At 64.9% G+C, this 810-nt stretch carries 2 protein-coding genes; one reads left to right on the forward strand and one right to left on the reverse strand.

Annotated elements, in window-relative coordinates; genetic code table 11:
• Window positions 1–53: 53 nt before the first annotated feature.
• Window positions 54–251, reverse strand: a complete 198-nt coding sequence (locus EJI01_RS28425; protein WP_126840420.1) for a hypothetical protein — start codon at window positions 249–251, stop codon at window positions 54–56.
• 333 nt (window positions 252–584) lie between these two features.
• Here EJI01_RS28425 and EJI01_RS29555 point away from each other — a divergent pair.
• On the forward strand, window positions 585–810 hold a 226-nt coding region (locus EJI01_RS29555), incomplete at its 3' end, for a hypothetical protein (RefSeq protein WP_260602747.1).

Raw genomic sequence — 810 nt, forward strand, 5'->3', positions numbered from 1 at the left:
GCCGTGCTGCCGTGCTGCCGTGCTGCCGTGCTGCCGGCAGCATCTTCATGAACTTAGGCCGTTGCGCTGCCTGACGGCAAGCGCCAGATGCACGCGCCGATACGAAGCAGCGCCTCGTGGTCCGCTTGGTCGAGTGTCGGGCGCAGCCTCTCCAGCATCTCTGCCAGCGCGGAGATCGCATCGCTTGGAGCGAACGAACAGCCATCACTCGCCAATCGGGCCATCAGAACGACTAGGTCGGTTTGGGTCATACAGGACGATCCGGACAAGGCACAACGCGGGCGCTAGCACCGATTCGAGCGCGCTCAGCTCAATCGTCCCGTTCGTCCCAATCACGACGGTGGTGGTGGCGATGACGCCAACGCTCGCGCGATCCGTAGTAGCCCGGCGCCGGCGGCCCGTAATACACCGGGGCCGGGCGGTAGTACGTCGGCGGGGGCGGACGGTAATACGCCGGAGGCGGCCCGTAGTACGCCGGCGGAGCCGGTTGGTAGTAGGTTGGCGCCGGGCGCGCGTAGACGGGTGCTGGCTCGTAGTACACCGGGCCGGGCTCGGCAACGCCGATCGCCACGCCAGGAGCACTGATGCCGACTGACCAGTTCACCTGGGCATTAGCTGACGCCGCCGCGAAAAGTGCGCCGGCTGCAACGGAGCTGACAGCAGCCCACTTGGCGAAGGAATTGAAGTTCACAGAGACTCCTCGGACGGCGAAAACCGCCCTATATGAAGTACACAACGTGCGCCCCTCGATCGAGGTAGACGTCTGCTCTGTGAAGATGGTTGCCAAACGTCTCGGTAGAGGCCATCGGC

Origin of the sequence: Variovorax sp. MHTC-1, from assembly GCF_003984645.1 — a bacterium.
Lineage (GTDB): Bacteria > Pseudomonadota > Gammaproteobacteria > Burkholderiales > Burkholderiaceae_C > Variovorax.

Coding starts and splice junctions, on each gene's coding strand:
- EJI01_RS28425 (WP_126840420.1), bottom strand. CDS start 251: ATGACCCAAACCGACCTAGTCGTTCTGATGGCCCGATTGGCGAGTGAT.